The 4758-nt window shown below is 55.0% G+C and carries 3 protein-coding genes and 1 pseudogene; all 4 read left to right on the forward strand.

The genetic code is table 11. The features are described from left to right. Window positions 1-199 (forward strand): annotated as a pseudogene (locus M7R55_RS06840) (hypothetical protein); the annotation flags it as partial. A gap of 188 nt (window positions 200-387) precedes the next feature. Then, on the forward strand, window positions 388-2805 hold the full coding sequence (gyrB, locus tag M7R55_RS06845; protein WP_298219665.1) for a DNA topoisomerase (ATP-hydrolyzing) subunit B: 2418 nt from the start codon (window positions 388-390) through the stop codon (window positions 2803-2805). 140 nt (window positions 2806-2945) lie between these two features. Then, window positions 2946-3521: a LemA family protein gene (locus M7R55_RS06850; protein WP_298219667.1), complete on the forward strand. Its 576-nt coding sequence runs from the start codon at window positions 2946-2948 to the stop codon at window positions 3519-3521. A gap of 14 nt (window positions 3522-3535) precedes the next feature. Then, on the forward strand, window positions 3536-4459 hold the full coding sequence (locus tag M7R55_RS06855) for a GIDE domain-containing protein (RefSeq protein WP_298219669.1): 924 nt from the start codon (window positions 3536-3538) through the stop codon (window positions 4457-4459). Window positions 4460-4758 lie beyond the last annotated feature (299 nt).

Raw genomic sequence — 4758 nt, forward strand, 5'->3', positions numbered from 1 at the left:
GCAACGCGGCAAGCGGGCCGTATTGTTATTCGACGATTTCATGTCCGAGTTCGATGCCCGTCATTCTTCTGCCTTGTTGCACTATTTGTCGAATATGGGGCATCAGGTCTTTATTTCTGCAATCGATCGACAACAGATCGATTTCCCATTCGATGCGGTTTTCAGGCTGGATGCCGGGCAAATCTCAGCCGTGGTATAATCTTTCGATTGTCTTGGGCCAAGGTGATCCGGCTTTGCTGGATGGGCGTTGTGTCCCGATAAAACGAGGGTTGCCCTGTCGCATCTACGAGCAAAAATATCCGGCAGCCCTGCTTGGCTTGCAACGCGCCGATATCGGCTTGCACGCCCTATTTTCCGCCCATTTTCTATGTTTCTGGAAGCCCTCTCATGAGCGATAACAAGACGTACGACTCGACCAGTATCAAAGTCCTAAAAGGTCTGGATGCCGTTCGTAAGCGCCCCGGCATGTACATCGGCGACACGGACGACGGCAGCGGCCTGCACCACATGGTGTTCGAGGTGGTGGATAACGCGGTCGACGAGGCTCTGGCCGGGCACTGCGATACCGTCACCGTCACCATGCACACCGATGGCTCGGTTTCGGTAACGGATAATGGTCGGGGTATCCCGGTGGACATCCATGCCGAAGAGGGCGTTTCGGCGGCGGAAGTCATCATGACCGTGCTGCACGCGGGCGGCAAATTCGACCAGAACAGCTACAAGGTGTCCGGCGGCTTGCATGGCGTGGGTGTGTCGGTGGTCAATGCGCTTTCCGATGAATTGGAGCTGGATATCTATCGCGGCGGCCATGCGTATCACCAGTCGTATCGTCTGGGGGTGCCACAGGCGCCCTTGGCCGAGGTCGGGTCGACGGATAAATCGGGTACCAGCATCCGGTTCCTGCCCAGCCCGACCGTTTTCGCCGATGTCGTTTTCCACTACGACATCCTGGCCAAGCGCCTGCGCGAGCTGTCCTTTCTCAATTCCGGCATTCGGGTATTCCTGAACGACGAAATTTCGGGCCGTTCCGACACGTTCTACTACGAAGGCGGTATTCGTGCCTTCGTGGAGCATTTGAATAAAGGCAAATCCGTTATTCACAAAAACGTCCTGAGTTTCTCGGGGCAGAAAGACGCGGTGCTGGTCGAGCTGGCCTTGCAGTGGAACGATTCCTATCAGGAAAACCTGTTCTGCTACACCAACAACATCCCGCAACGCGATGGCGGCACGCATTTGACGGGCTTCCGGGCGGCATTGACGCGCACGCTGAACGACTATATGGATCGTTCCGGCATTCTGAAAAAAGCCAAGGTTTCCACCTCGGGCGAAGACTGGCGTGAAGGTTTGGTTGCGGTCATTTCCGTGAAGGTGCCAGATCCGAAGTTTTCCTCACAAACCAAAGAAAAGCTGGTGTCCTCCGAAGTTAAATCGGCGGTTGAATCGCTAACCTCTGAGCGGTTGGCAGAGTTTCTGGAAGAAAATCCGCAGGAAGCCCAGCTCATTACCAACAAGATCATCGAGGCAGCACGTGCCCGCGAAGCCGCGCGTCGTGCGCGTGAAATGACGCGTCGTAAGGGCGCGTTGGACATTGCCGGCTTGCCCGGCAAGCTCGCCGATTGCCAGGAAAAAGATCCGGCGCTGTCCGAAATCTATCTCGTGGAAGGTGACTCGGCGGGCGGTTCCGCCAAGCAGGGACGTGATCGCCGTACACAGGCGATTCTGCCGCTGAAAGGCAAGATCCTGAACGTGGAAAAGGCGCGTTTCGACAAAATGCTCTCATCGGCCGAAGTTGGCACCCTGATCACAGCGCTCGGCTGCGGTATCGGCCGGGAGGACTTCAACCCGGACAAACTGCGTTACCACCGCATCATCATCATGACCGATGCGGACGTCGATGGCAGTCACATCCGCACCCTGCTGCTGACGTTCTTCTATCGCCAGATGAAGGAACTCGTCGAGCGTGGGCATATTTATATTGCCCAGCCGCCGTTATACAAGGTCAAAAAGGGCAAGCAGGAGCAGTACCTTAAGGATGATCTGGCACTGAACCAGTATCTTTTGCAATTGGCGGTCGATGGTGCCGCGCTGCAGGTGAATGCTGAAGCGCCGCTGATCTCCGGCCCCGCGCTGGAATCCATGGCACGTGAGTATCTGGTTGCACAGGCCGTGATTGATCGACTGTCGCACCGATACGACCCTTCCGCGCTGAAGGCCATTCTGCATCTACCGAAAATGACCTCTGCCGAAGTCACCGAAGATGGTGAAGCATTCAAGGTTTGGTTGGGCCGCTTCACCGAGTCGATGAATCAGTTTGCAGATCACGGTGTCCATTACGAATCCGGGTTTGCCAAAACAACAGAGGGCGTCGCTGGCATTCAGATTGTTCGCAGTCAGCACGGTGTTTCACATGAAACATTCCTGCCCGCTGCTTTCTTTTCGACCGCAGATTACCGCGTGTTGGGCGAACTGGCTTCTCAGCTCGAAGGCTTGATCGGTGAAGACGCGCGCGTATTGCGCGGCGAAAAGAGCGCACCGATTACTCATTTCGAACAGGCGATTGACTGGCTGATGCAGGAAGGGCGGCGCGGTTTGGGTATTCAGCGCTACAAAGGCCTGGGCGAAATGAACCCGGATCAGTTGTGGGAAACCACCATGAACCCGGAAACCCGTCGCCTGCTGCAAGTGCGCATTGAAGATGCCATTGCCTCGGATGAAATCTTCACGATTTTGATGGGTGATCTGGTAGAGCCCCGCCGAGATTTCATTGAGAAATTCGCCTTGTCCGCCGTCAATATCGATATCTGATAAAATCGATCTGCGACGGAGCTGCGGAGCAAAACAAAAAACTAACCCGGCCCGATTGGTCGGGTTTTTTTGTGGCAGTTTTAGGCGCCGATGGCGTGTTCAATATAAGTAACAGATTGGGATTGAAGGGAGCGAGCATCATGGGTGTCACAATTTCGGTTTTGTTGTTCCTGTTCGCCGTGATCGTGATCTGGGCGATCATCATGTATAACGGCCTTGTGGTGTTGAAGCACAACGTGTCACAGGCCTGGTCGAACATCGATGTGCTGCTCAAGCAGCGGCACGATGAGCTGCCAAAACTGGTTGAAACCGCTAAGCAGTACATGAAGTACGAGCAAGAAACGCTGGAGAAGGTCATGCGGGCTCGTTCGGCTGTACACGGCGCGCAGGAACGCGGTGATATGGATGCGCTGGGTATGGCCGAAGGGCAGTTGCGCGCAGGATTGATGGATTTCTATGCCGTTGCCGAGGCCTATCCCGACCTCAAGGCGAATACGAGCTTCCAGCACTTGCAGCAACGTATTTCCGGTCTGGAAAACATGATTGCCGATCGGCGTGAGTTTTATAACGCGTCCGTCAATCTCAACAATGTGCGCATCGAACAATTCCCCGATGTGCTGATTGCCCAGTTGTTCCGTTTCCGTCCGTTCAAGTTGCTCACCTTCCGGGAAGATGAAATCAAGGATGCGGATCTCAAGACGCTGTTCAATCAATAAACGAGATTGGTTTGATGACTTGGTACGCCCACTGGGTGGGTTCCTTTGACGACAACGGCTACCATTTTCTATTGTTCGGGTTGATTCTGCTGACCCTGATCACCTTGTTGGCGGGCATCTGGTTTGTTCGCCGCACCTACTGGATCATCAATACCCCGACCTCGAAAATTGCCTCGGCGCACCAGGGGTACATCGAAATTGAAGGCATCACCAAAAATATCGACGCCTCGCCCCTCGTTTCGCCAATGACCGGCGCGGCATGTGTCTGGTTCTGGGTGTCCGTTGAGCACCGGGAGCAAAGTTTCACTGAATCCAAGCGTTCTGACTGGCAGCGCATTTATCAGCATGAAAGCGATAACCTGATTGCGGTAGAAGATGAAACCGGCGAATGCCTGGTTGATCCCGAATCGGCCAGTATTCGCCCCAACATGCGACGCCAGTGGTACGGCAATACCGAGCGGCCAAGCGGGTTGACCAACAGCGTGGGCGGGCAATTTTTCGGCGATTACCGCTACACCGAAAAACTCCTGCTGCCGCATCGCAATCTGTACGTTCTGGGCTGGTTCAAAACTATTACCCACGATCCTTATGTGGTTGAGAACGAGTCGGTTGCCTCGCTGCTGAGGGAGTGGAAGAACGATCCGCAAAAGATGAAAACATTCGATCTGGATCGCAATGGCTCCATCGACTCCAAAGAGTGGGATCAGGCGCGGGAAGCCGCACGCCAGCAAATTCAGGCACAGCAGGTACGGGAACTGGAACGTCCCCAGCAAACACACCTGATGAGCGCCAACCCTCAAAGCAGGCGCCCCTATATCATCTCGGCAGATGATCAAACCGTGCTGGCCAAACGGTTTCGACGCTGGGGTTATCTGCTGTGGGCGGGTAGCGTTCTGGCGTTTTTCTTCTGGGTGTCCGCGTATTATATCCGGCCTTAACCCTGCTTCGATCTTTGGCCGAACCACCTACTCCCAGATTTTAGCAAAGCCACCACCTCACCCCCCTTTAACGCGGGCTTCGCCTGCTTCGCATTAAGCTGGCGTAGCCCGCAAAGGGGGGCAGGGGGGATTTACCGCACCAAACCCAAGCCACCAAATCCCCCTCATTCCCCCTTTTACAAAGGGGAATGCGAAATGCCTAAACGCAGCACACCTCTTTTGCAAAGCCACCACCTCACCCCCTTTTAACGCGGGCTTCGCCTGCTTCGCATTAAGCTGGCGTAGCCCGCAAAGGGGGG

This window comes from Halothiobacillus sp. (assembly GCF_027346185.1).
Lineage (GTDB): Bacteria > Pseudomonadota > Gammaproteobacteria > Halothiobacillales > Halothiobacillaceae > Halothiobacillus.